Origin of the sequence: Methylomicrobium lacus (genome assembly GCF_041897535.1) — a bacterium.
In the GTDB taxonomy this organism is placed as follows: Bacteria; Pseudomonadota; Gammaproteobacteria; order Methylococcales; family Methylomonadaceae; genus Methylomicrobium; species Methylomicrobium lacus_A.
Map to the genome: position 1 here is coordinate 888,294 of NZ_CP169217.1, position 23,170 is coordinate 911,463.

The following is a 23,170-nucleotide window of genomic DNA, read 5'->3' on the forward strand; positions in this document are numbered from 1 at the left end:
CCCCCATGTTTACCGATGCTGCCACACAGATAAATACCGGCGATGCTCCTAGTTCATCGACACCGATACAATCTCATGCCTACGATCTCGATCGAGCGATCAAAAGAGCCCAGGACAGCCTAATCAAACTGCAAGACAAGACCGGCTTCTGGGTTTTCGAACTCGAAGCCGACTGCACGATACCGGCCGAATACATCATGATGATGCATTTCATCGACGACATCGATGTGGCCCTGCAAAACAAGATCGCCAACTATCTGCGTTCGCGCCAGTCCGAAGACGGCAGTTATCCCTTGTTTACCGGCGGCCCCGGCGACATCAGCTGCAGCGTGAAGGTTTATTACGCGCTGAAGATGGCCGGCGACGACATCGACGCGCCCCACATGAAGCAATTGCGCGAGTGGATTTTGAACCAGGGCGGCGCCGCAAAAGCGAACGTCTTCACCCGGATTGCCTTGGCGACTTTCGAGCAGCTGCCATGGCGCGGCGTGCCTTATATCCCGGTCGAAATCATGCTGTTCCCGAAATGGTTTCCATTCCATCTGGACAAGGTCTCCTACTGGTCTCGCACCGTGATGGTGCCTTTATTCATCCTGTGCAGCATGCAGGCGAAGGCGAAGAACCCGCACAAGGTCAGCGTGCTCGAATTGTTCACCGTACATCCCGACCTGGAACAGCATTATTTCCCGGAAAGAACGCTGTTGAACAAGGTCTTTCTGGGCCTGGACAAATTGGGTCGCCTGACCGCGCCCCTGATTCCGAAAAAAATGCACGCCCGCGCGATCGACAAGGCGCTGACCTGGTTTACCGAGCGCCTGAACGGCGAAGACGGACTCGGCGGCATCTTCCCGGCGATGGTCAATGCCTATGAATCGATGCTGCTGCTCGGCATGCCGGAAGATCATCCGAATGTGGTAATCGCACGCCAATCGATCGACAAGCTGCTGGTGATCAACGAAGACGACGCCTACTGCCAACCGTGCCTGTCGCCGGTTTGGGATACCGGTCTGGCCTCATTGGCCTTGCAGGAAGCGGACCGGGATGGCAACCGCGCCAGCCTGGCCCTCGCCTATGACTGGCTCAAAAGCAAACAATTGAAAGACGAGCCGGGCGACTGGCGGATATCGAAGCCGGACTTGCCGGGCGGCGGCTGGGCGTTCCAGTTCAACAATCCGCATTATCCCGATGTTGACGATACCGCGGTGGTCGCCTTCGCGATGGCCGATTCCGATCTGCCCGGCCTGGAAGAACCGGTGCAACGCGCGACCCGATGGATCGAGGGCATGCAGTCGAAAAACGGCGGCTACGGCGCATTCGATGTCGATAATACCCATTACTATCTGAACGAGATTCCGTTCGCCGATCACGGCGCCCTGCTCGATCCGCCGACCGCCGATGTCAGCGCGCGCTGTGCGATGCTGATGGCCAAAGTCGCGAATGAACACAAGGAATATCTTCCGGCGCTCGAACGCACGATAGAATATTTACGCCGCGAACAGGAGACCGACGGTTCCTGGTTCGGCCGCTGGGGCACCAACTACATTTACGGTACCTGGTCGGTACTCTTGGGTCTTGAGCAAACCGGATTGCCGAAAGACGACCCGATGTACCGGAAAGCCGTCAAATGGCTGAAAAGCGTGCAGCGCGAAGACGGCGGCTGGGGCGAGGATAACTTCAGCTACCACGATACCGACTTCAGCGGCAAATACCGCTTCAGCACCGCGTTCCAGACCGCCTGGGCGGTGCTCGCGCTGATCGCGGCCGGCGAAACGAAGAGCCCGGAAGTCAAAGCCGGCATCGACTTCCTGCTGCACAAGCAGCAGGGCGACGGCTTCTGGAACGACAAATGCTTCACCGCGCCCGGCTTCCCGCGCGTGTTCTATCTGAAATATCACGGTTACGACAAGTTCTTCCCGCTGTGGGCACTGGCGCGTTACCGTAACGAAATAGCGAAGCCGTGATCACCGGTATCGTTGTCGCCCTGCCCGAAGAGATTGTCACGCTGACATCCAAGCGCATTGACAAAGGTCATTGCGTGTTTATCGGCGACAAGATTCTGGTTGCCTGTGCGGGCATGGGGCCGGCCAACGCGGCCGCCGCGGCCGATCTGTTGATCGCGAAAGGCGCGTCCCAATTGATCAGTTGGGGCTGCGCCGCGGCGCTCGACCCGTCTTTGCAGGCGGGCGATCTGACGTTGGCGGACCGTCTTCTCGATGCCGGTAACGAAGAAATCACAGCCAACGCCGACTGGCTCGAACACACCCTGTCTGTACTGAGCGGCACCTTGGCCGGCAACCGGGGGCAAGCCGTTTTACATACCGGCCTGCTGACCGAAAGCACCACCGTGGTGACCTCGGGCAAAGCCAAAAAGCAGTTGCATTCGTTTACCCAGGCGCTGGCGCTCGACATGGAAAGCAATGCGGTCGCAAAGGTAGCGCAACAGCACGGCCTGCCTTTTCTGGCGATCCGCGCGATCGCCGACCCGGCCGACATGGGTTTACCGGAAGCAGTCGCTTATGCGACCAATGCCGACGGCGAGGTGTCCATCGGAAAATTATTACAGTATCTGGCCCTACACCCTGCGCAACTGCCGGACCTGATAAGACTCGGCATCTATTTCAACAGGGCCAAGCAGACCTTGAAACGGGTCGCCGGCCGACTCGAATCGATCGCCGAATTCAATTGCCCGCCGGCCGACCGGCAAGCTTCTTGACCGGCTTTTTTCACCCAACACTTACCAACGAAAGACCGTTCCTATATGTCATTCAGCATCGCCGAGCTATTTGCTCAACACAGCACCGACAAATTCGATCTGCACGAACAGTTTCTGAACAACCAGATGGTTCGGGTATTGAAGACGATCGGCTATGACCGCCACTACCAACGCGCGGTCGGCCAGTATCTTTATGATCAACAGGGTCACGAATATCTGGACCTGTTGAGCGGCTTCGGTGTCTTCGCGATCGGCCGCAATCATCCGACCGTGATCAGCGCGCTGCATGAGACCCTGACCCTGGAATTGCCGAATCTGGTGCAACTGGACGTATCGGTCTTGAGCGGCCTGTTGGCGCAGGAAATCCTGAAGACCACGCCGAACAATCTGACCAAGATGTTTTTCTGCAACTCCGGCACCGAAGCGGTCGAGGCGGCCATCAAATTCGCCCGCTACACGACCAAGCGCGAAAAAATCGTGTTCTGCGAACATGCCTACCACGGCCTGACGATGGGCTCCCTGTCGCTGAACGGCGAACCGATCTTCCGCGAAGGCTTCGGCCCGCTGTTGCCGGGCTGCAGCGCGGTGCCGTTCAATGATCTTACCGCTCTCGAAAAAGCCTTGAGCAACAAGGATGTCGCCGCCTTCATCGTCGAACCGATCCAGGGCAAGGGCGTGAACCTCCCGGACGACGATTACCTGCCCGAAGTCGAAAAACTCTGCAAAAAATATGGCACCCTGTTCGTCGCCGACGAAGTGCAGACCGGCCTCGGCCGGACCGGCAAGTTCTGGGCGATAGAACACTGGAACGTGCAGCCGGACATGATCTGCATGGCGAAGGCCCTGTCCGGCGGCTTCGTGCCGGTCGGCGGTGTCGCGATGACCGCCAAGATCATGGACAGCGTCTATAACCGGATGGACCGCGCGGTCGTGCACGGCTCGACGTTCTCGAAGAACAACATGGCGATGTCCGCAGGCCTTGCGACCCTGCATGTGATGCGGGAAGAAAACCTGGTCGAAAACAGCGCGAAGGTCGGCGACGAGATCATCGCCACACTGAATGCGATGGCCTCGAAATACGAATTCCTGAAGGAAGCGCGCGGCAAGGGCATGATGATCGCGATCGAATTCCACGCCCCGAAAAGCCTGACGCTGAAGGCGGCCTGGGCGATGCTCGAAGCGGCAAACAAGGGCCTGTTCTGTCAGATGATCACGATCCCGCTGTTCAAGGAACACCGGATTCTGACGCAGGTGGCCGGCCACGGCATGAACGTGGTCAAACTGCTGCCGCCGTTGAACCTGACTCAGAAAGACCGCGACCATATCATTACTTCGTTCGACAAGACGATCTCCGATACCCATCAAATCTCCGGCGCAATCTGGGACTTGGGCAAAAATCTGGCCAGCCATGCGCTGAAAGGCAAAACCGGAAACTGAGTGAATTGAATGATGAAAACATTATTAAAATTGTGTTTAATAACCCTGACGTTGATGCAGGTCCATCCGGCCGCCGCGCATGCGGTGGTGACCGACTATTCGCTGAAAATGCAGCCGATCCGCGCGAATCAGCCCGACAAGGTCGTAATGACCTTCAACTCGCAAGTCGAGATCGGCTTGTCGCAGGTCTTTCTGGTGAGCAAAGGCGATAAGCACGACATGCTGAAGATCGGTGCCGGCGAGAAACAAGGCCAGCTCATCGTCGAAGTGCCGGCGTTAACGCCCGGCGATTACGCGATCAAATTCAAGGTCTTTGCCGCCGACGGCCATTTGACCGAAGACGTGATCCATTTTTCTGTAGCACAATAAATAAGTTTTTGATTTTATGGCGGGTATAGCGGATTTTCTCGACTCCCTGATTGGCGGTTTCGATCTCATTTGTTTTTGTCTCACGGTCGGAAGCCTGTTCTGGGGACTTTTTGTTTTGCGTCCCTGGGAACAGCAACACGGATACAATGCGGCGCTGCTGCACAGAACGACCACCTTGTTATACAAAGGCGGCTTTTATCTGGCGGGCGCGCAGTTGTTCAAGATCATCCTGAAGATCTGGCTGATGACCGCGGTGCTCGAACGCTGGCCGTTTCCGGAGTTTGCCGAGACGACCCAGTTCATCGGCGGCGTGATTCGCACCGTGCTGGCCTTGGCGCTGGCCTGCTATTGCCGGCAGGTATTGCATCAGCATGCCGATTCGAAAACACACTGGATCACCGCAAGTATCGTCGCCTTGCCGATGATCATTTCCGGCGCCTGGCTCGTGCATGCGGCCGGACGCTTCGATAATAAAGCGATGCTGATGGCGTTGACCGTCGCGCACCAACTGGCCGCCGCGGCCTGGATCGGCGGTGTCTTGCAGTTGGTGAATGTCTGGCTGCTAAAATACCGCGAGCAGATTCAGGCCAATTTGTGGCCGTTTTTACTGAAGCGCTTTTCGATCTTCGGCATCGCCTCGGTCAGCTTGCTGCTGATCTCGGGTACGCCGATTGCGCTGCAATACATCACGACCTGGAACGGCCTGGTCGGCACCGGCTATGGCAATCTGTTGATGGTCAAGTGCGCGCTGCTGTCGCTCGCCTTGGGCTTTGCCTGGTTGAACCGCAGCGCGGTGCTCGCCTACGGCATCAGCGGCGATGTGACCCGCCTGACTCGCAGCGTGCCCTATTACATCGAAGCCGAAACTTTCATCTTGATCACGCTGCTGTTTACCGCCGCCAGTCTTGCGTCCCAGCCGCCGGCGATCGACATTCCGAGCTTGACCGCGACCTGGCAGGAAGTGTTGAACACCTTCCATCCGCAAATACCGCAAACCACCTCGCCGACCCATACCGCGCTTATCGCGGGCGAAGCCGGCCGCGTCGCGATCATCGGCCAGGTGCCTTCGATCGCGGCGACCGAATGGTCGAATTATAACCATAACATCGCGGGCATTTTCCTGACCTCGATGAGCTTCTTCGCGATGCTGTCCTATCTGAAATCGCCGGCCGCTTCCCTCGATCGCTTTTTTGCGCTGATCAAGTTCTGGCCGATCGGTTTCGTGCTGCTCGGCATTTTTCTGTTTTTCCGCAGCGATGCGGAAACCTGGCCCTTGGGGCCGATCGGTTTCTGGGAAAGCACGTTCAACAACGGCGAAGTCTTGCAGCACCGGATCGCGACACTCTTGGTCTTCGTGCTCGGCGTGATCGAAATCAGAGCCCGTATGGAAGGCCAGGAAAATACCCGCCTGCCGCTGGTGTTCCCGGTCCTGGCAGCCTTCGGCGGCTTGATGCTGCTGACCCATTCTCATGTCGGCTTTCAGGCCAAGAGCGCTTTTCTGATTCAGGTCGGCCATACGGCGATGGGCGTTTTTGCCCTGATTCTCGCCTCCGGCCGCTGGCTCGAATTGAAACTCGACAAACCCGGCAAGGAGATTGCCGGCTTTATTTCCGTTGCGGCTCTGTTTCAAATGGGGCTTATTCTGATGTTCTATCGCGAACCCCTGTACTAATATGAAACTCACCACCGAATTCCCGTTGCTCGATCAGATCAATCTGCCCGCGGACCTGCGCAAACTGAGCAAGGACCAGCTGAAGCCGCTCGCGAAGGAACTGCGCGATTATCTGACCCATACCGTCAGCGTCTCCGGCGGCCATTTCTCGGCAGGACTGGGCACGGTCGAATTGACCGTCGCCCTGCACTATGTGTTCAATACCCCGGAGGATCAGTTGGTCTGGGATGTCGGCCATCAGGCCTATCCGCACAAGATTCTGACCGGCCGCAAGGGACGCATGACCACGATCCGTACGCACGGCGGCATCGCGGCGTTCCCGTCGCGCACCGAAAGCGAATATGACGCCTTCGGCGTCGGCCATTCGAGCACCTCGATCAGCGCGGCCCTCGGCATGGCGATCGCCTCGGCCCAGAAAGGCGAAAACAAACAGATGGTCGCGATCATCGGCGACGGCAGCATCACCGGCGGCATGGCCTATGAGGCAATGAACCATGCGGGCAGCATTGATGCGAACCTATTGGTGATTCTGAACGACAACGAGATGTCGATCTCGCCAAATGTCGGCGCGATGAACAATTATCTGGCCAAGATCTTGTCCAGCCGGCTGTATGTATCGGCCTGGGAAGAAAGCAAAAAGGTGCTGAGCAGCATGCCGGCGGTCTGGGAGCTCGCGCGCCGCACCGAAGAACATATCAAGGGCATGGTGGTGCCTGGAACGCTGTTCGAAGAGCTCGGCTTCAATTATATCGGCCCGATCGACGGCCACGACATCGACGTGTTGGTGTCTACGCTCGAAAACCTGAAGGCGATGCCCGGCCCGCGCCTGCTGCACATCGTGACCAAGAAAGGCAAGGGCTATGCGCCGGCCGAGAAGGACCCGCTCGCTTACCATGGCGTGCCGGCCTTCGACCCTTCCAAGGATTCGCTGCCGAAATCGGCACCCTCCCCACACCCGACCTATACCGAGGTGTTCGGCAACTGGCTCTGCGACATGGCCGAGCAGGACGAGCGCCTCCTCGGCATCACACCGGCGATGCGCGAAGGCTCGGGTCTGGTCAAGTTTTCCGAACGCTTTCCGAAGCGCTATTTCGACGTCGCGATCGCCGAACAGCATGCGGTCACGCTCGCCGCGGGCCAAGCCTGCCAGGGCGCCAAGCCGGTCGTCGCGATCTATTCGACCTTCCTGCAACGCGCCTACGACCAACTGATTCACGATGTCGCGATTCAAAACCTGGACGTCCTGTTCGCGCTCGACCGCGCAGGTCTGGTCGGCCCGGATGGCCCGACCCATGCCGGCAGCTTCGACTACAGCTTCATGCGCTGCATCCCGAACCTGCTGATCATGGCGCCGGCCGACGAAAACGAATGCCGGCAGATGCTCTATACCGGCTTCATCCACGAAGGCCCGGCCTCGGTGCGCTACCCGCGCGGCAAGGGACCCGGCGTCGAAGTGCAAAAGATGATGACCGCGCTGCCGATCGGCAAGGGCGAGATTCGCCGCCAGGGCAGCAGGATCGCGATTCTGGCCTGGGGCAGCATGGTGGCGCCGGCCCTGAAAGCCGCCGAACAGTTCGGCGCGACGGTCGTGAACATGCGCTTCGTCAAACCGCTCGATGAGACGTTGATCCAGGAGCTGGCCGAAACGCACGAAATGCTGGTCACGATCGAAGAAAACGTACTGTCCGGCGGCGCCGGTAGCGCGGTGAACCAATTCCTGCAAGCGCAGCGCATCCTGATGCCGGTCTTGAATCTCGGCCTGCCCGATGCCTTCATCGAACAGGGCACGCGCGAGGAATTGCTCGCGATCTGCGGACTGGATGCGCAAGGCATTGCGGCCAGCATCGAAGCCTTCAGCGCCTAAAGATCCATGCTCGAAATCATCCAGATACCGGTCCTGACCGACAATTATATCTATCTGATCCATGATCCGGTGTCGAAAGACACCGCGGCGGTCGATCCGGCCGAGGCGCGGCCGGTGCTGGACGTCTTGGCAAACCGGGGCTGGAAGCTAAGCTATGTTCTGAATACCCACCACCACTGGGATCACGTCGGCGGCAATCTGGAACTGCAACAACACACCGGCTGCCAGGTGATAGCGCCGTTAGCCGACCGCCACCGGATACCTGGCATCGACCGCGGCGTTGCCGAAGGCGACACGATAAGACTCGGCGAGCATAGCGCCGACGTGTTGTTCACGCCCGGCCATACGCTCGGCCATGTCGTCTATCATTTCGCGGGCGACCATGTGCTGTTCTGCGGCGACACCCTGTTCGTGATGGGCTGCGGCCGCCTGTTCGAAGGCACCGCCGAACAACTGTGGCAGTCGCTGCAACGTCTGAAAGCCTTGCCCACCGACACGCGGATCTATTGCACGCACGAATACACGCAAAACAACGGCCGCTTCGCCTTGACCGTGGAGCCTGACAATCAGGCGTTAGCCGAAAAAATGCAGCGGGTTGCAGAGCTTCGTGCCGACAACCGGCCGACCGTGCCGTCGACGATCGGCGAGGAACTCGCCACCAATCCGTTTTTCAGAGAAGACAGCCCGTCGCTGCAAAAAACGCTAGGCTTGAGAGATGCGACGCCCGTTCAAATATTTGCCGAAGTTCGGCGTTTGAAGGACACGTTTTAAAGGAGAGCCGGTCACGCCACGGCGCTGCCTCTATCAGGCAGCACCGTGGACCGGTCAGCGGGAATTAAGCTTCCAACAGTTCAGCGAAAGGTTTGAAGCTTTCGTTGTTATGCTGGGTGCAAACGCTGAACTGATAGTCTTTATCATTCACGCTCAGCAGGATATGCCCCAAATTGGACTTGTTTTTGCATTGAGTGCCCTTAGCGGTGCTCGCCTGGCACTGCTTGCCGTCATCCAACCGGATAACGTTGCCGGACACTTCTTCCGCAGCCACTTCGACTTTCCCGAGATCTTTAACCGCTTGCGCCGCTGAAGCCGCACCCGCCGACTCGGCGACTGCCTTAGTTTGGCTTTCCAGATATTTGCTCACGCGTGTGCTTGCGCCCTTCTTCGGTGCGGCCTTTTCCGCTGGCGCTGCTGCGGATTCGGCCGGCGCTGCCGCCTCCGGTTTGAACTCTTTGCCTATTGCCGCAAGATATTTAGCCACGCGCGACAACGGCACGCCAGACTCCTGCCCCTGAGTTTCCTGAGCGGCGGCTACCGGTGCTTCAGCCGCTTTTTCGGCGGTTGCCGGCGCAGAGGCCGCCTGCTGGCTGGCCAGGTATTTTGCCACCCGCGACTGGGGCGCGGCTGGTTGCTGAACGGCTGCCGCGGGTTCGGATACCGCAGGCTTAGATGCAGCCGCTTGGCTCGCGAGATATTTTTCGACACGCGACAATGGTGCGGCTGGCTCTTGCGCCGCAGGCGCCTGAACGGCCGCCGCTGCGGGCTTAGCCGCCGCCTGATTTGCAAGGTATCTTTCAACGCGCGACATCGGTGCCTTGCTTGCTGGCTCGGCTTCAGCCGCCGGCGCCGGCTTAGCCGCTGCCGCCGCTTGCTCCTGTTTTGCCAGATATTTTGCGACGCCGGTCAGAGCCACGGCGGACGCTTGCTGTTGTTTAGCCAAATATCTTGCGACGCCGCTCAATCCCGAATTTGTTTCCACTTCTTCCTTCCTGTAAATATCATCACCTATGGGGCCAGCCAGTTTACTTGTTGCAAAATCAAGAAACTGTTCTAATAAATTTTTTGCCATATCAAAGTTACCTTTTCTTTTATTGTAATAATTAAAGAGCAAATCAGTGTAATCATATGCTAAACCCTTGCGCGGGTAAAGAGCACCTTACGCTCCAGCCGTATCCGGCCGGCATTGTTCGGTCCTGTTTTGTGACATGCTGCCGTTCAGCGGCCGGCTGGCTTCATGGGCAACCGAAATCTGCCGCTTGCCGAACGCGATCGCCAGCAGGCTAGCCCAGCTTACAAGTCCTGTTTAACGTCCTCTTTCAGCGCCGGCCAATGCATGAAGGCAAACACCCAGATCATCGCGATATTGACGACCGGAATCAGTAATACCACCGTCCACCAGCCTTCGAAACCGGCTTTTTGAAGGATACGATAACCCAACCACAAACAAAATCCGATATAGATCGGCAGCAGCATATAAAATAGCAAGGTCATCGTTTATGCTCCAGTTCATTGCGACGATTGGGCCAAGGTATCAGCGCCAACTGCATAAAAACCAGCAACAGGCCGAAAACCGGTAAAAATACCAGCGCGGCCCAGCCCGGATGAAAACCGGCTTTGCGGTAGATCAATAAAACCGGAAGAAAAATAAAGAGTCCCAGAATGAAAACCTGGAAAATATCGGGAAACATCAACATGTGTCCTCTCCTCGCTGCTTTAAAGACATGCCTAATCGCAGAGTTTAACCGCAATGCGCAAGCCGCGCGACTGTTTTGCCAAAGGCATAAAACCGATGCCGTGGCATTAAGCCTTCATGGTGCGGCATCCGGACGACAACTCTATACAATTTCGCTCCAATGATCATTCAGAGCACATTCAAACCGGCCTGGTGGCTAAAAAACGCCCACCTGCAAACGATCTTCCCGGCTTTCTTTCGCAATACGCGGCCGCCCGCAGCGCTGCGCAGGGAGCGGTTGAGTACGCCGGATAACGATTTTCTCGATATCGACCACTGCGGCGAAACCGGACAGCCAATCGTGATCTTGCTCCACGGCTTGACCGGCAGTTCGGAATCCGGCTACATCAAAGGCTTGCAGCACACGTTGGCGAAACTCGGGATGCGCACGGTCGCGTTGAATTTCCGCGGCTGCAGCGGCGAATCGAACCGTTTGGCACGCTGCTATCACTCCGGGGAGACCGAGGACATTCATTTCCTCTATCGAACCCTGCGCGAGCGCGAACCGGAAACACCGATCGCCGCAATCGGTTTTTCGCTGGGCGGCAATGTGCTGCTGAAATGGCTCGGTGAACAGGGCGATCGTCTTGGCCTGTTTGCCGCGATCGCGGTGTCGGTGCCGCTGGTGCTGAGCATCTGCGCCAGCAAACTCGACCGCGGATTTTCGAAAATTTATCGCAAAAGCCTGCTCAACGAACTGAAGCACTATGTCCGTTTGAAACTGCAACACCTTGAAACCCTCGGCATCGAGGCGGAGGCCGAAAAAATCAGGCAACTCGGTGGCCTCACCGACATCGACTCATTTTGGCAATACGATGATGTCGTGGTCGCAAAACTGCACGGCTACCGAGATGTGCACGACTATTATCAACGCTCAAGCTCCCGCCAGTTTCTCAAATCGATCACCGTGCCGACCCTGGTCATCCAGGCGGCCGACGATCCTTTCATGACCGTCGAAGTGCTGCCCGAAGCTAATGAGCTGTCGCCAGCCGTGCATCTGGAAATCGCGCAAAGCGGCGGCCACGTGGGCTTCGTAACCGGCGCCTACCCTTTCCGCCCCCGTTACTGGCTGGAACAAAGAATTCCGGAGTTCTTAATGCTGCAGATAAAGTCTTGCCACCCCCAGTCCGGCGCTGACGCTGCATAATTTTTCAAAGAAAGCCTTCCTCGATGCAAATTTTGCATGAAGGGGCTTAAAAAAAATCGCAAGCTATGATTTAATATGCAGCTCTTCAAAGCCCATTCCAAGCCGGTGTAGCTCAGTTGGTAGAGCAGCGCATTCGTAATGCGAAGGTCGTAGGTTCGACTCCTATCATCGGCACCAGAAAACCCCTATTAAATCAATTCTTTGCGCTTTCTTGATCAGCGGAATTTTTTACCGAAGGATTAAAAGTTTCCATTTTCTTTCCACTTTGTTTCATTTTCGTTATCGGGTTCAGTTCAATCGCCTGTCTGAAAAAGTCCGGTGCAAGATGTGCATATCTCATAGTCACTTCAAGACTAGAGTGTCCTAGAATTTTTTGCAAGGTAACCAAATTACCACCATTCATTACAAAATGACTCGCAAAAGTGTGGCGGAGGATATGGGCAAGCTGACCTTTAGGGATAACTAACCCAGTTCGCTGCATTGCGGATCGGAAAGCAGAATAGCATGAAGAAAAAGGCTTTTGAGCAAGACGGCCACGAATTAACTCATAACTTTCTTGATCAACCGGAACGAAACGAGAGTCACCGTTTTTGGTATCGTTAAAGCAGAAACCAGAATTGAAACAGTTGGAAAAAAGAAGCCCATTAGCTTCAGACCATCGAGCACCAGTGATAAGGCAGATTTGAACAACAAACCATAGGCTTTCGTTTTTGCTTTGCCGGACCTGTTTAAACAACTCGATAAGATCGGCATCAGACAAATAAGAAAGTTCAACTTTAGTGACCCGAAGCTTACGAATTTTTAAGATAGGGGATTCGTAATTGATCACAGAAAGCCGGTGAAGCTCACGAAACATAGCCTTTAATGTGATGACCTCACGGTTAATTGTCGCCGGCGAGATACCATCATCAAGGCGCAGCTTTCGATAATCCGCAATGACATCAGGAGAGATAGAGGAAGCAACAGGATTGCCCAAAGTGTCCGACAGCTTCAAAAGACGTTTCTTTGTACCCAAAGCAGACTTGAGACTTCGACCATGCAGGCTATACCATTTTTCAACGAGGTCAGAAAGGCGTAAATTATCAACTGGGGCCTGATCGGCCTGATTCTCTAATTTACCTGATAGAAGTTGATTTTGATATTGAAGGGCCTGAGACTTCGAGTCAAAAAGCCGAATAATACGCTTTCCTTTAGCGCCATTTGGCCGAATATCAAGCTTGTACTTACCGTTTTCTTTTTTTATAGACATTCTATTATTTTGTTTCTTTGCGATTGCATTTTTTACAGAACGTCGAGACCGGAAGAGCAGTATTAGCTCCACCATGCAGCTTTACACGGTTACCGCATTTCTCACATTTTAGATAATAGTGGCTTTGCGTCTAACCTGTATTAGCCAGATATACCCAATAATCACTCATATTAAGCCGCCTGAGTAGCTGAGCCGATGATGCGACGAAGACTTAACGCTTTTTCAAGGTATTGCAGAAATTCAGTTTTATTGATACCACGCGAACGATAGTAAGCATCGATCATAGGCCAAACAGCCATTAAGCGAAGCTGGGTATAGACTTGATTAGCATTCATGCGTTGACGAGCACACAGAGAGACAAGGTTTCCAACGATAGAGGAAACGTTACGCGCTATAGGATCGACGGCTTGCTTTTTTTTTCTGGTAATGACTGTGTTTGTAGCAGGAACCAGGAACTCAACATCTTCAAGCAAAAGTTGCCAGAAGGGATCGATAAGCTTTTTATCGAGCATCAGGACGTTTTTTCGTAACGCATAACGCCAAATATCGGTCAGGTACTTTTCGACCTGTTCAAACGATTCAAGCTCAACGCCTAGGCCATTACCAATTTCACGGATAATCGATTGATGGACACGAACCTCGATACGGCGAACGGTTTTACTCGGGTCATAGCTTCCCAGAGAATACCAGCCCCACTCGCGAGTGAAGTAATCGACCTTATCAGATTTTTTCATTTCACAAGTCTTATCATAAGCGCAAAGCTGGATAGCGCGTGGCTGACCAATCAAGTAGTTTTTAGCCTGATTTTTTGATCCATAAGTAGCGACAGCCTCAGTAAAATCAGACAGATCGACAGAATGAAGCCCATCATAGGCCTTAAAAGTACGTGAATAGGTCGAAAATTTGAAGATGAAGTCTTCAGGAAGATCAAAGCCTTGATAATCGCAGGCAAGATGGACGGCAATTCCTTTAGGCTTAGCATCAGTCAAAAAAGCATGAGCCAGACCGCCACGGCCAAAAAGTTCAGACCATATAGACTTGACGGGACGTTGAGAAATGAAATGTGGGGAAAGCTCAATTTTTAGGTGATCGCCTTCAGATTCCAGAGTGTGATAGAAGGAACCAAACAGGATAACAAGACCTTCCTCATTGTTTTGGAACTTGTAACGATAGCCGGAGACTTTGCCCATACGGGTAAAATGCCATTTTGTTGATAGCGGATTGCCGGTTAAGGTAACAATTTGCTCGCGATTGGCTTCCCATAGCTGAATACGTTGAAGAAGATCGGCCTTAGGAGTTCCATAGAAGAGCTGACGAGCCGTATCGACGGAAGCACCGACAATATTGACACCAGAAAGATCGGTAAGACCATATTTATTAGCAAAGATAAGCCCGCGCGCATCGGGTTCAGTTCCTTGGGACAAGGATTCAGGAGAGTAGCGTTCTGATAGTTTCATCTTTAATCAGCCTTAGTGGGGTTCGTTTTATTTACTCTTACTAACGTGATACAGGGACGTTAGCGCCGGTTTTCAATGTTTGCCCACCGTTTTTAAACGTGTGGATCCAAGTTATCGCGCTGCAGATGCCGGCTGCCTGCCGGACGGCTTGCAGGTCGACAGCGGCGCAAAATGTAGGATATTTTTTTTAAAGTTGATCCTATGGATATGTGGAAAAGTACCGGCCAGAGCATCGATAAAAAAGGGCATGGATAACATGTGGATAACTTCCCTGTTATCAGCACGATGTTATCCACACCCTTTTTTATCGATTGGCCGGCACTTTCCCACATATCCACAGGATACAACAAAAATAACGCTATCGCTTCCTTCATTTTGATAGCGCCGCTTATGTCGACCTGCAAGCCGTCCGGCAGGCAGCCGGCATCTTTCGCAGCGCGATTTTAGAAGAGACGCTAAAAAACGGTGTTTAATTAACGCAATTATTGCGGCATATATTTTTTCTTGACTTTTTGTTTTTGTATATGTTTCAGTTATTTATAAAGTATATTTATGGCATATTTTATGCGTTATTGCTTTTTTTATATTTTTTCTATCTGTTTTATTTCATCTTGTGACTTATCGGTTAAGGGCCAAGCAGTCACAACATAAATTTTGGAGTTGGTAATAATGTCGACGCCATGCTTATCGGGAATGACAGCAACACCCATGTTACGAATCGCCGAAATAGATAGCCGCTCGACAAGCTGAGCACCGTTATAAAATTCGATAATACCGAAAAGACCACGATCCTTATTTTCAAGATAGGCGGCCAGACGAGGTTTATAGGAATCCAAGAGAATCTGCACAAAATTGGTTTTGGAAACAGGAACGGTTAAGGGCTGCGAAGGTTCAGAAACCGAAGCAGACTGAACAGGAGCCGGCTTATCATGCACCATAGGCAACTTATAACCCGATTGATTAGAAGCAACCTCAGTAGTTGATTTGCTCGACAGATTATCAAAACGCCACCAAGCCCAAGCAGCGGAAAAAACAAGAACAGAGAATAGGAAAATCATTTTCATTTTGGCCGCATCTGAGCCGGTATTTTTACGAATAGCCATAGATGAATCCTCGAATTTTGGTAAAAGCTTGGCTTCCTTGATAGAGTCAATTTGCTGTTGAAGCCGATTGATATAAACATGCTTAGTAAGATATGACGCCGGTAAATAGGTATAAAGCGCCCTCATATCGACCGACGCTTTACCCATAACCTCAAAGCCCGGAGTAAATAACTGATTGGTATCATACCCAGCATAAAGGTCGCGACCGTCAAATTTCCATCGATCCACAGGAGCATCAAGACCAGAAAGTCCATAGTAAACGTCATATATATGTACCTTCGGGAGAAATGAATCAACGCCGATAAAATCAAGAACCGGAGCAATCAAGGGAATTTTTCGTCTATCCGTCCTAGACGCCTGAACAAGATAATCACAACAAGTTGTTTTGAGCTGATTATCAATAATTTCGTGATCCTGACACAACAAGATCAAATCCCAATGAAGTTTTCTTGAAATCAACAACCATTCAATAATTTCAAGCCTTCCACTATCTTTCCACTTTCTTGAATTCATCCATAATGCAAGCTCATCAAGAATAATCAAACCGTTCCGATCCTCACCTTTATATTTAGGATCAAACGCAGGCGGCAAAGCATGAAAATCAAAAGCCCTAGGGCAATCGGGAAGACGATAAGCCACAGTATCGTTTGTCTTATACAAAAGCTTATCCAAATACAAATCAAGATTAGTTGCAACCGGACAGCCGCGAGAAAGGTATTCTTTTGCCTTGCCGACAGCACAAAGAGACTTGCCCTCACCTCGAACACCTTGAATAATCCAACCCGGCATATCAAGAACCCGCATTAGTAAGAATATTAATTTTCTTATTAATCATTTCTTTATTACGCAAATAGGTATATTTAAGAATACGAGCAGTTGAAACAGCAACAAAACAAGGAATAGCATTATAAGGCATAACCCAACCCCAAACATCAAGCACAAGTTGAGGAACAGTCTCATGAATACCATCTATAAGGTTATGAGCTAAAAGAAAATATGAAGCAGTAAGAGAGGCAATAATACCGGCATAAATCAAAAAGAAACCGAATTTTTTACCATTTTCATAAAAAAACTTAGCTAAAGCTTCTATTAATTCAACAGACGCTTTACCAAATAAACCAAAAGAAAAAACACGAAAAGCATTCCAAAGAGAACGCATAAAAGTTACTCCTTAATAGAAACCCAAATTCTAAAGATATTCCAAAAAGATAAAACATAAAAAACCCAAGCTAAAACTTCCCTCAAAGGTTGTAGTTTTTCACAAGGAGAAAATTGATAACTAAAGTTACCCCAAACAATAGGAACAGAACCAGAACAAGAAGAATTAGTAGGAAATTCAGGCATCCAATCAGAAACATTTAAAGGATAAGCATAAGAATCGTTACCATTATTCAAAAAAGCAATAGCATCTGAATCATCAGAATCCCCCCCAATACCATCAAGAGGAGACATATCAGAAGCATTAGAAAAATCAGATTCTGATCCAAAAAAATCATTTAAAGCATCCAAAACAGAAGAAAGTGTAGACTCTTGAGCAAGACCAGAAGTATCTAAAGAAATATCAGTAGTAGAATTGTTAACAATAGTGGTTTGACTATCACCTACAGAAGTAGTCGTAATAGAACCATCAGAATTTACAACTGTTGAAGAAGTAGTAGAAGAACTACCAGAAGTAGTAGAAGAAGTATTATTTGATACAGTACCAGAAATAACTGAATTTTTAATACAAACATTCACACCATCTTTCATTCCTTGAACAAAACCAGAGGGACAACCATTAAATTGACAATGAGGTAATGCAGTACTATCAGAACCGTCACAAAGATAAAGATAACCAGTAGCACAATCAGTAGCTAAATAGCAAACATGAGAACAAAGAAGCTGACCCGCTAAACAATTAGGATCTACACATACATGTTTTTCAGCATCTAAAGTCTGTTGACCCAAATTACAAACAGGCTCATCACAATGATTTGTTGAATAATTATAGACTTGATCGCCTATACAAGTTTCATTAGAAACACAAGAATAATTCTCAACATGTTCAGATGGACCACAATTAGGACTACAGGCCTGAACAGATAAGACAGAATTAGAAGAATTATCCCAACAAGTATGCTGAGACCAACCAACAGAAGATTCAAGAGGACAACCATCATTAACAGCATTATAATCCTTCAAAGTACAATTAACAGGTTTAGTTATACAACTACCAAGACCATTATAATAAGTACCAGATGGACAAACGCAGGCACCAGATTCATTACGAACTTGACCAGTTACAGGGCATGATTGAGTGCCTGAATTGCAATAATGAAATGTTTCTGTGGGATGAAAATAAGTTGTTGAATTGTTATATGGGTGATAATCAAAATATTGACCATTAGAATTACAAATTGAAGTATTGAAGCCACCACCAGAAGTAACGCATCGATCTACATTATATTGAGTACCCCCCTGAGTAAAGGAAAACTTACTACCAATTAAAGCATTACAAGCATTTTGAGCATCGGTAGAATTAGAATACCAACCACCCGCAAATACAGATGTATTAATTAGAAAGAATAATAATATTAATCGAATTAAGATAGTCATTTTTTATAATCAATACGCTAAAGAAAAAAGGCCGGGATATTATCCCGGCCCAGTTGTATTAAACAGCGGAGTTTGCACCGCGTTTGAAGACACGCAGCAAAATGAAGGCTACAGTAATAGCCACCATTACCGGCCAAATCGCATCAACCAGATCGAGTACATCGGTTTGCAAAGTAGTTAAACCAGTCGTAGCAGCGGAAGGAAGAGCCGCAAAAGACGCCGGAATAAAGCCAAACATCAACGCAAATGCAGCGAAAACGAATGATGCAATTTTGAAGAGAATATTTTTCATAAAGATCACCTTTATTTAAAGTTTACAAGTAAAGCGGCTAATGATTTAAAAATAGCCAGTAAATAACCGAAACAAAAACCAACAACAAAAGACCCCATCAAGTAATCAATAATTGTTTGAATATCAGAATCAGACATAATTACTTATTCAACAAATTAACAAGTAGTATTGATGCCAAAAAACCGAAAGCAAACATAATCGGCATGGCTACTATCATCATCCCTTCAATCAAAGGAATTGGATCATATGTTGTTGTCATTGCTTCGACTCCAGCAGGAGAAATTAACCTGATCTAATAAGACCAGGATTTATAACTATTGTGGCTTAACAGAAGGCTTATTTTCTGTTTTGCCCAAATCCGGTTTAGGAGGCTCATTAACGAGCCGTTTAACCGATACCGCAGTCAAAACCGCACGGTTTGCGCCGCCCATATCGATATCACAGAGGATTTCCATCATGCAAGGAAATTGAACCTCACCAGAGTCCTGTTTTTGTTTGAGTTGATCAAACATAGCGTATGGCATTTTGATTTTAATCAGGTCTTGACCCAACACATTCGGATTTTTGCCCGAAGAAGGTTTAGAAACCCAGATTGAACCGCCACGGTTATCGGCGTCAATATCATATCGAGTAACAGACTCTACTTGACCGGTGACGATTGTTTGCATTTCACTTAAAAAGTTTGTTTGCATTTTTTAGACCTTATGAAGTATTAAAAAAAGTTATAAGTAGTTTCTACCGATACTTAGCGGCTTGCACGAAAATAATGAAAACGGATTATTTCAATTAAACGGATAAACAATAAAAGCACAAAAATAACAATTAACCCGGCAGTTAAATACAAAGGAAGATCAAGTAAAAAGCCCATAATATTCACCTTAATTAGTTAAAAAACAGCCTACATGGGACTAATAATTCCTTTCTTCACATAGACTGTATAGATTCCATTCGATTTTTTAAGCGCGTTTTTTTTAAAACCCCCACCCGCTCACCATCCGGCTAGTTATCTTTCCAGACAGAGCCGCCGTATGAGGATTAATGCAATTGTCGCAACCGCCCCGCCTCGGATGTCAAGGGACGCAAGCTCTAAAGCCCTTGACATCCGAGGCGGGGCGGCGCCAATTTGCATTAACCCCCATACCGCGGCTCCGTCCGGCTAGATACCTATCAGGATTCACTCGAATCTTCCTTTAAAGCAATCGCGCTTTTTTTAGTCCTAAAGAATTCAACAATTTGATATTGCAGTTCAGAAGGAAGGTCTTTCACATTAACCAATTGTTTATGCAGATAGAGAGTCATAACAATTTTGGTCAAGCCAAATGGTTTTAATCCCCTATCCATCGCTTCAATTTCGAGCCTGAGATAATCACGCGGAGCCAATGCAGTACGAAAAAGACGATCATTACTAGGATCGCTGTTATCGATCGGATTTGAACCGGCTGGCGGGATAGATGGTAAACGTTGAGTATTCACTTAAGCAGCCTCAATAGAAACAGATGAATTGAAAAGGGAAATTAATTTTGAACGATACTGATTTAAGCTTAATCGAAAGGATCGATTAGATTTTCTGGACGTTTCTAAACATTCCTTTGTGTATAAAAGAAGTTGAGAAAAGAAAATAGAAGCCCTTTCGTTATCTTCACGATGAGAAAGCTCTAAATGATACAGGTACGAATAAAGCATTCTTAGTGTGGAGTAAGCCAAAGAATAATCTTTTTCTTTGAAATACTTTGAAATCAAATTTGCTTGATCAAGAACATGAATGTATGCGGTGCGAATCACATAAGTTTGAAAATCTTGATGTTTTGAAAAGTTTGATTTGATAGGCAAAGCAACATTATTTTTAGTCGTTTCAGGTTCATCAGATTGATATGGAACCGGAATAATTTTGTGGAAAGTTGAATCACCGTCTTCATGCTTACGAAATGATACATAAGCATCAAAACGACGATTAAGTCGTTTATACGCACGTCCACAAATACGACTAACACGGTTATAAGAAGAAACAGTCGAACAAGAAGAAAATAACAGTTTGATAAGACGCGAATGCAAATCATAAGACTGATTTACAAGGTCAAAAAGATTTTGTCTTTGAATATCAACGCTCATAAAACCTTCCCCTTTTTCAAATTCTCAGAAAGCAACGCCAGGTTGATCAGTTGATAACGGCCTACCTTCACCGTCGGTAAATAGCCAAGATCGATCCAACCACCGACAACACCATCAGACAAGCCAATCATTTTGGAAAAGGCAGTCGGGTGAACGAGAGGAACAGATGTGTCTATGTTTATATCAATGTTGACTGTAGGTACTTGTTGGTCCATGATTGCCTCATTAGCCTTGTTTTGGCTGGGTTAAGCTGGTTTGTGAACATGACTAAATATTAGCAGGCATCTAATATTTAGTCAACTAATATTTAGCAATTTTGTGAAAGATCGAATAAGAAAAATAAGAGAAAGCCTGAAAATGGATAGGACCATGTTTGAAGCAGCAACAGGTGTTAAAGCAAAAACGTGGGCAAACGTTGAAAACGGCATCCAACGGGCAAACGAAGAACATATAGAAGCCATCATCAAAAAATGGCCTGAATATGCTTATTGGCTAGTAACCGGCTTGACGTTACCGGAGGCAGGACAGATCAGCCCCGAACTGGAGGAAACCAGGCAAAAACTACAAACGGGTACTTGATTGCAAGGAAGGTAAAAAAAAGATGGTTTAGGGGGCAATCAGCTTGAATTAGCGTCTATACTTAGGTTTTTTTGAACCGGAGAGAAGCAAAGATGAGCCGTTACAACGGAAACTATGACAGAGATGACACGTCGATTTTCTGGCAAGTGATGCTAGCAATACTAGCAGCAGCTCTAATCTTAGGGACCATAGCTGGAATAGTGACCTATCTAAAGAACGAAGCCGAAGAAAGGCAAATGAGAATAATGATGGAAGAATTGAACAGGGACTTAAGAAATATAGGAAGCTCGTTTAGAAGAGAAATAGTAGGATCGGACAGAGAAAGCGGAAATCAAGGAATAAGACCCTATCCACTCTTTAGCGCACCTCGAATCGAAATGCCAAAAACAAGGGAGCAAATTGTGCAGGAGAACAGCGCTAAAGTTCATCAAGACGCAATTCAAGGGATGAGTGAATTCAAGAAGGTTTACAAAAAGCCGGAAAAATGCAACTACCAAAACGACCACGCAACAAGAATGTTTTGTGCGAACGACTTCATAAGAGCCAAGAAAGAATGGGACAAAGAAAACGGCATTGCAAGAAATTGATTACAAAGCCTTACACATGATTTCCATTTTCTTTCCAACTCGATAAGCTTTTTTATGCTTTGATAGGCTTAAAGAACGGAAACAAGCCAGTGTTTAAGCCTATCGGAGCAGTTATAAGCTTATCGCAACGCTTTCGTAATGCGAAGGTCGTAGGTTCGACTCCTATCATCGGCACCAAATAAAACAAGGATTTAGGACATCATCCAAGTCCTTATTTATTTCCTGTGGGACAATGACGGGACATTTACCCGCAACACTTCACAATAGCCCCCCTCCCCGTCTCCGTTCTCAAACCTCACTAAACCGCACACCGATTGCACTTCCAAGCTTGGTTAAAAAAATGGTCGGAATGAGTGCTTTTTCATGATAAAGCGAACCGTTTGATAAACTCCCGGGCGGCGGAGTTGAGGTCGCTCGTCGTTACAATTTTTGCTTCCGTGAATGTGTAATTAAACGGTAACCTTGGATAACAGATAGTCTAAAGTCTCTTCCTGATTAGGAGTCAGCGGCTTATCCTTGTTCAATCGTTCCCGCAAAGCCAATAGAAACTGCCATTCAGAAGGCATCAGCCTACTCTTGTGCGACTCGCACTCGTTAATCTGTTTGATATATTCGTCTTTCCAATCGGCCATATCACTCACCCTCCTGAGGATTTTAATTATGAAAAACAACGACTCAGAGGATACATCTGCTCTTAAGTCTTCATTAAGAAGTCTAACAGAAAAAAAAATTTGTGTGAAGAATTTGCGGCAACTAACGCCGATTTTTGACCAGAGCGGAGTCCGCGCCCATATGTCATTCAGCAAAGGGTGGCTGAAGGGAACGTCCACCGTATAGCCACACGCGCATTATCCTCCGCTATGCAAGGCAAAATAAGCGGCTGCACATTGGCTGAAAAATTGGGCAGCGCTAAAAATTATTTGGCACCTAACCATTGATTTTCCGCTCAATAAACGCGCCAGTAACATAGCAATAAGAGTACCTGCTATCGACATGGCACCAAAACCCAAAAGAACAAAAGTTGAATCATCGAAATATTTAGCCAATTCTAGTGAAATCATATGATTACTAACAGAAATAGTTATTATTATTTGTTAATGTTTTAAATCTTCACGCTTTAATTTGTTCTATGTAAGGCATACGTCCTAACAATCCTTTATCGCTCCGACGTTTTTCAAGATATTCATCGTCCAACCTCTTCCGCCAAGCGACAGCGTTAGCACTTTGTTGCCAAAATTCATCCGTACTCCTTTGGTCATTCTTATCCTTTGCTTGAACCTGAAAACCATAGCCACCTCGATCTAGTAAACAAAGTAATTCTAAAATTTGATTATATTTCCATTTTCTAAATCTTTACTTTGGCAGTAACCCTTATTTGCCCGAACTAGAAAGCAAACCTGCCAACGTTTTAACTACTCCAAGCACATCCGAAAATTGTTTAGTTTAGCACTAGGTTATATTTCCTACTAGATCAATTGGTTTTTTCTT

Annotated in this window: 26 protein-coding genes and 1 tRNA gene; 11 read left to right on the forward strand and 16 right to left on the reverse strand. The window is 48.9% G+C overall.

The features are described 5' to 3' along the window. Positions 1-5 precede the first annotated feature (5 nt). The 7 genes from shc to gloB are packed head-to-tail and all read left to right on the forward strand — an operon-like array spanning position 6 to position 8,826. Positions 6-1,961, forward strand: coding sequence for a squalene--hopene cyclase (gene shc, locus ACEPPP_RS03880; RefSeq protein ID WP_374089739.1), 1,956 nt, complete (start codon positions 6-8; stop codon positions 1,959-1,961). Beyond that, positions 1,958-2,713 (forward strand): phosphorylase, encoded by a 756-nt coding sequence (locus ACEPPP_RS03885; protein ID WP_374089740.1) that lies wholly within the window; start codon positions 1,958-1,960, stop codon positions 2,711-2,713. Before shc ends, ACEPPP_RS03885 begins: the two co-directional genes overlap by 4 nt. Positions 2,714-2,758: 45 nt before the next feature. Continuing rightward, on the forward strand, positions 2,759-4,150 hold the full coding sequence (locus ACEPPP_RS03890) for an aspartate aminotransferase family protein (RefSeq protein WP_374089741.1): 1,392 nt from the start codon (positions 2,759-2,761) through the stop codon (positions 4,148-4,150). A 12-nt stretch (positions 4,151-4,162) separates the two neighbouring features. Continuing rightward, positions 4,163-4,519, forward strand: a complete 357-nt coding sequence (locus ACEPPP_RS03895; RefSeq protein ID WP_374090882.1) for a copper resistance protein CopC — start codon at positions 4,163-4,165, stop codon at positions 4,517-4,519. A 16-nt stretch (positions 4,520-4,535) separates the two neighbouring features. Further along, complete coding sequence (locus ACEPPP_RS03900) at positions 4,536-6,191, forward strand: copper resistance D family protein (RefSeq protein WP_374089742.1); 1,656 nt, start codon at positions 4,536-4,538, stop codon at positions 6,189-6,191. Between the two features lies 1 nt (position 6,192). Then, entirely contained in the window at positions 6,193-8,055 is a 1,863-nt protein-coding gene (gene dxs / locus ACEPPP_RS03905) for a 1-deoxy-D-xylulose-5-phosphate synthase (RefSeq protein ID WP_374089743.1), read from the forward strand. 6 nt (positions 8,056-8,061) lie between these two features. After that, positions 8,062-8,826, forward strand: a complete 765-nt coding sequence (gene gloB / locus ACEPPP_RS03910) for a hydroxyacylglutathione hydrolase (RefSeq protein ID WP_374089744.1) — start codon at positions 8,062-8,064, stop codon at positions 8,824-8,826. A gap of 64 nt (positions 8,827-8,890) precedes the next feature. Here gloB and ACEPPP_RS03915 read toward each other — a convergent pair whose 3' ends face one another. The 3 genes from ACEPPP_RS03915 to ACEPPP_RS03925 all read right to left on the reverse strand — a co-directional run bounded on the left by ACEPPP_RS03915 (position 8,891) and on the right by ACEPPP_RS03925 (position 10,520). Further along, positions 8,891-9,943 carry a hypothetical protein gene (locus tag ACEPPP_RS03915; protein ID WP_374089745.1) on the reverse strand — a complete coding sequence of 351 codons (1,053 nt, stop codon included), beginning with the start codon at positions 9,941-9,943 and terminating at the stop codon, positions 8,891-8,893. Between the two features lie 179 nt (positions 9,944-10,122). Continuing rightward, complete coding sequence (locus ACEPPP_RS03920; protein WP_374089746.1) at positions 10,123-10,323, reverse strand: hypothetical protein; 201 nt, start codon at positions 10,321-10,323, stop codon at positions 10,123-10,125. Continuing rightward, the gene (locus ACEPPP_RS03925; RefSeq protein ID WP_374090883.1) at positions 10,320-10,520 is read right to left on the reverse strand and encodes a hypothetical protein; all 201 of its coding nucleotides are present in this window, start codon (positions 10,518-10,520) and stop codon (positions 10,320-10,322) included. The genes ACEPPP_RS03920 and ACEPPP_RS03925 overlap by 4 nt, the downstream gene beginning before the upstream one ends. A gap of 165 nt (positions 10,521-10,685) precedes the next feature. Here ACEPPP_RS03925 and ACEPPP_RS03930 point away from each other — a divergent pair, with 165 nt between their 5' ends. Both ACEPPP_RS03930 and ACEPPP_RS03935 read left to right on the forward strand, forming a co-directional pair. Further along, a complete protein-coding gene (locus ACEPPP_RS03930) occupies positions 10,686-11,711 on the forward strand; it encodes a hydrolase (RefSeq protein WP_374089747.1) in 1,026 nt (341 codons plus the stop codon). Positions 11,712-11,812: 101 nt separating this feature from the next. Continuing rightward, a tRNA-Thr gene (locus ACEPPP_RS03935) sits at positions 11,813-11,888 on the forward strand. Between the two features lie 16 nt (positions 11,889-11,904). On the opposite strand, the gene ACEPPP_RS03940 is transcribed toward ACEPPP_RS03935, so the two are convergent. The 10 genes from ACEPPP_RS03940 to ACEPPP_RS03985 form a co-directional block, all read right to left on the reverse strand. Continuing rightward, on the reverse strand, positions 11,905-12,960 hold the full coding sequence (locus ACEPPP_RS03940) for a tyrosine-type recombinase/integrase (RefSeq protein ID WP_374089748.1): 1,056 nt from the start codon (positions 12,958-12,960) through the stop codon (positions 11,905-11,907). A gap of 170 nt (positions 12,961-13,130) precedes the next feature. After that, complete coding sequence (locus ACEPPP_RS03945) at positions 13,131-14,417, reverse strand: hypothetical protein (RefSeq protein ID WP_374089749.1); 1,287 nt, start codon at positions 14,415-14,417, stop codon at positions 13,131-13,133. 581 nt (positions 14,418-14,998) lie between these two features. Beyond that, positions 14,999-16,309, reverse strand: coding sequence for a zonular occludens toxin domain-containing protein (locus tag ACEPPP_RS03950; RefSeq protein ID WP_374089750.1), 1,311 nt, complete (start codon positions 16,307-16,309; stop codon positions 14,999-15,001). A gap of 1 nt (position 16,310) precedes the next feature. Next, complete coding sequence (locus ACEPPP_RS03955) at positions 16,311-16,679, reverse strand: DUF5455 family protein (protein ID WP_374089751.1); 369 nt, start codon at positions 16,677-16,679, stop codon at positions 16,311-16,313. Between the two features lie 5 nt (positions 16,680-16,684). After that, complete coding sequence (locus tag ACEPPP_RS03960) at positions 16,685-18,115, reverse strand: hypothetical protein (protein WP_374089752.1); 1,431 nt, start codon at positions 18,113-18,115, stop codon at positions 16,685-16,687. 58 nt (positions 18,116-18,173) lie between these two features. Continuing rightward, positions 18,174-18,407 carry a major coat protein gene (locus ACEPPP_RS03965; protein ID WP_374089753.1) on the reverse strand — a complete coding sequence of 78 codons (234 nt, stop codon included), beginning with the start codon at positions 18,405-18,407 and terminating at the stop codon, positions 18,174-18,176. Positions 18,408-18,721: 314 nt separating this feature from the next. Continuing rightward, positions 18,722-19,099, reverse strand: coding sequence for a hypothetical protein (locus ACEPPP_RS03970; protein WP_374089754.1), 378 nt, complete (start codon positions 19,097-19,099; stop codon positions 18,722-18,724). Between the two features lie 475 nt (positions 19,100-19,574). Beyond that, complete coding sequence (locus ACEPPP_RS03975) at positions 19,575-19,880, reverse strand: hypothetical protein (protein ID WP_374089755.1); 306 nt, start codon at positions 19,878-19,880, stop codon at positions 19,575-19,577. After that, complete coding sequence (locus ACEPPP_RS03980; RefSeq protein ID WP_374089756.1) at positions 19,881-20,516, reverse strand: hypothetical protein; 636 nt, start codon at positions 20,514-20,516, stop codon at positions 19,881-19,883. It lies immediately after the preceding gene. Beyond that, positions 20,513-20,731, reverse strand: coding sequence for a hypothetical protein (locus ACEPPP_RS03985; protein WP_374089757.1), 219 nt, complete (start codon positions 20,729-20,731; stop codon positions 20,513-20,515). The genes ACEPPP_RS03980 and ACEPPP_RS03985 overlap by 4 nt, the downstream gene beginning before the upstream one ends. Positions 20,732-20,885: 154 nt before the next feature. Between ACEPPP_RS03985 and ACEPPP_RS03990 the strand changes: the two genes are divergently transcribed. Both ACEPPP_RS03990 and ACEPPP_RS03995 read left to right on the forward strand, forming a co-directional pair. Beyond that, positions 20,886-21,095, forward strand: a complete 210-nt coding sequence (locus ACEPPP_RS03990) for a DNA-binding protein (protein WP_374089758.1) — start codon at positions 20,886-20,888, stop codon at positions 21,093-21,095. A 92-nt stretch (positions 21,096-21,187) separates the two neighbouring features. After that, positions 21,188-21,682, forward strand: a complete 495-nt coding sequence (locus ACEPPP_RS03995; protein WP_374089759.1) for a hypothetical protein — start codon at positions 21,188-21,190, stop codon at positions 21,680-21,682. 449 nt (positions 21,683-22,131) lie between these two features. On the opposite strand, the gene ACEPPP_RS04000 is transcribed toward ACEPPP_RS03995, so the two are convergent. From ACEPPP_RS04000 to ACEPPP_RS04010, 3 genes are all read right to left on the reverse strand, one after another. Beyond that, on the reverse strand, positions 22,132-22,314 hold the full coding sequence (locus ACEPPP_RS04000) for a hypothetical protein (RefSeq protein ID WP_374089760.1): 183 nt from the start codon (positions 22,312-22,314) through the stop codon (positions 22,132-22,134). A gap of 216 nt (positions 22,315-22,530) precedes the next feature. Next, entirely contained in the window at positions 22,531-22,743 is a 213-nt protein-coding gene (locus ACEPPP_RS04005) for a hypothetical protein (RefSeq protein WP_374089761.1), read from the reverse strand. 84 nt (positions 22,744-22,827) lie between these two features. After that, a complete protein-coding gene (locus ACEPPP_RS04010; protein ID WP_374089762.1) occupies positions 22,828-22,971 on the reverse strand; it encodes a DUF4236 domain-containing protein in 144 nt (47 codons plus the stop codon). Positions 22,972-23,170 lie beyond the last annotated feature (199 nt).

Excerpts from the sequence above, each read along its gene's own strand:
- shc (WP_374089739.1), top strand. The coding sequence starts at position 6 with ATGTTTACCGATGCTGCCACACAGATAAATACCGGCGATGCTCCTAGT.
- ACEPPP_RS03890 (WP_374089741.1), top strand. The coding sequence starts at position 2,759 with ATGTCATTCAGCATCGCCGAGCTATTTGCTCAACACAGCACCGACAAA.
- ACEPPP_RS03895 (WP_374090882.1), top strand. The coding sequence starts at position 4,163 with ATGAAAACATTATTAAAATTGTGTTTAATAACCCTGACGTTGATGCAG.
- ACEPPP_RS03900 (WP_374089742.1), top strand. The coding sequence starts at position 4,536 with ATGGCGGGTATAGCGGATTTTCTCGACTCCCTGATTGGCGGTTTCGAT.
- dxs (WP_374089743.1), top strand. The coding sequence starts at position 6,193 with ATGAAACTCACCACCGAATTCCCGTTGCTCGATCAGATCAATCTGCCC.
- gloB (WP_374089744.1), top strand. The coding sequence starts at position 8,062 with ATGCTCGAAATCATCCAGATACCGGTCCTGACCGACAATTATATCTAT.
- ACEPPP_RS03920 (WP_374089746.1), bottom strand. The coding sequence starts at position 10,323 with ATGACCTTGCTATTTTATATGCTGCTGCCGATCTATATCGGATTTTGT.
- ACEPPP_RS03925 (WP_374090883.1), bottom strand. The coding sequence starts at position 10,520 with ATGTTTCCCGATATTTTCCAGGTTTTCATTCTGGGACTCTTTATTTTT.
- ACEPPP_RS03930 (WP_374089747.1), top strand. The coding sequence starts at position 10,686 with ATGATCATTCAGAGCACATTCAAACCGGCCTGGTGGCTAAAAAACGCC.
- ACEPPP_RS03940 (WP_374089748.1), bottom strand. The coding sequence starts at position 12,960 with ATGTCTATAAAAAAAGAAAACGGTAAGTACAAGCTTGATATTCGGCCA.
- ACEPPP_RS03945 (WP_374089749.1), bottom strand. The coding sequence starts at position 14,417 with ATGAAACTATCAGAACGCTACTCTCCTGAATCCTTGTCCCAAGGAACT.
- ACEPPP_RS03950 (WP_374089750.1), bottom strand. The coding sequence starts at position 16,309 with ATGCCGGGTTGGATTATTCAAGGTGTTCGAGGTGAGGGCAAGTCTCTT.
- ACEPPP_RS03955 (WP_374089751.1), bottom strand. The coding sequence starts at position 16,679 with ATGCGTTCTCTTTGGAATGCTTTTCGTGTTTTTTCTTTTGGTTTATTT.
- ACEPPP_RS03960 (WP_374089752.1), bottom strand. The coding sequence starts at position 18,115 with ATGACTATCTTAATTCGATTAATATTATTATTCTTTCTAATTAATACA.
- ACEPPP_RS03965 (WP_374089753.1), bottom strand. The coding sequence starts at position 18,407 with ATGAAAAATATTCTCTTCAAAATTGCATCATTCGTTTTCGCTGCATTT.
- ACEPPP_RS03970 (WP_374089754.1), bottom strand. The coding sequence starts at position 19,099 with ATGCAAACAAACTTTTTAAGTGAAATGCAAACAATCGTCACCGGTCAA.
- ACEPPP_RS03980 (WP_374089756.1), bottom strand. The coding sequence starts at position 20,516 with ATGAGCGTTGATATTCAAAGACAAAATCTTTTTGACCTTGTAAATCAG.
- ACEPPP_RS03985 (WP_374089757.1), bottom strand. The coding sequence starts at position 20,731 with ATGGACCAACAAGTACCTACAGTCAACATTGATATAAACATAGACACA.
- ACEPPP_RS03990 (WP_374089758.1), top strand. The coding sequence starts at position 20,886 with ATGTTTGAAGCAGCAACAGGTGTTAAAGCAAAAACGTGGGCAAACGTT.
- ACEPPP_RS03995 (WP_374089759.1), top strand. The coding sequence starts at position 21,188 with ATGAGCCGTTACAACGGAAACTATGACAGAGATGACACGTCGATTTTC.
- ACEPPP_RS04000 (WP_374089760.1), bottom strand. The coding sequence starts at position 22,314 with ATGGCCGATTGGAAAGACGAATATATCAAACAGATTAACGAGTGCGAG.
- ACEPPP_RS04005 (WP_374089761.1), bottom strand. The coding sequence starts at position 22,743 with ATGATTTCACTAGAATTGGCTAAATATTTCGATGATTCAACTTTTGTT.
- ACEPPP_RS04010 (WP_374089762.1), bottom strand. The coding sequence starts at position 22,971 with ATGGTTTTCAGGTTCAAGCAAAGGATAAGAATGACCAAAGGAGTACGG.